1 protein-coding gene is annotated in these 248 nt (G+C 57.7%); it reads left to right on the forward strand.

The genetic code is table 11. From position 1 onward, the window contains the following. Nucleotides 1-248 (forward strand): hypothetical protein (locus Q4528_RS15210; protein ID WP_303522537.1); only part of this gene is annotated, 248 nt, incomplete at both ends.

Genomic DNA, 248 nt, shown 5'->3' on the forward strand with positions numbered 1-248 from the left:
GTGCCGTGCTCGATGCCCAGGAAGAAAACGGCGTGCATGCCGTCATTGTCGAACGTGGCAGTCTGGGATTGGCGGATCTGACCCGGATCATGGGTACAGGCGCAGTCGCCCAGGGCAACGTGGTCGAACTTCATGCACCGCTGATCCTTTGGCATGATGCGGAATTGCATTTGAACGCGAATGAGGTGCTGCAACTGTCGCGCCGCCATGGGGCGTTTATCCTGAATTTCGGTCGGTTGATCGTGGAT

This window comes from Staphylococcus pasteuri, from assembly GCF_030547725.1.
In the GTDB taxonomy this organism is placed as follows: Bacteria; Bacillota; Bacilli; order Staphylococcales; family Staphylococcaceae; genus Staphylococcus; species Staphylococcus pasteuri.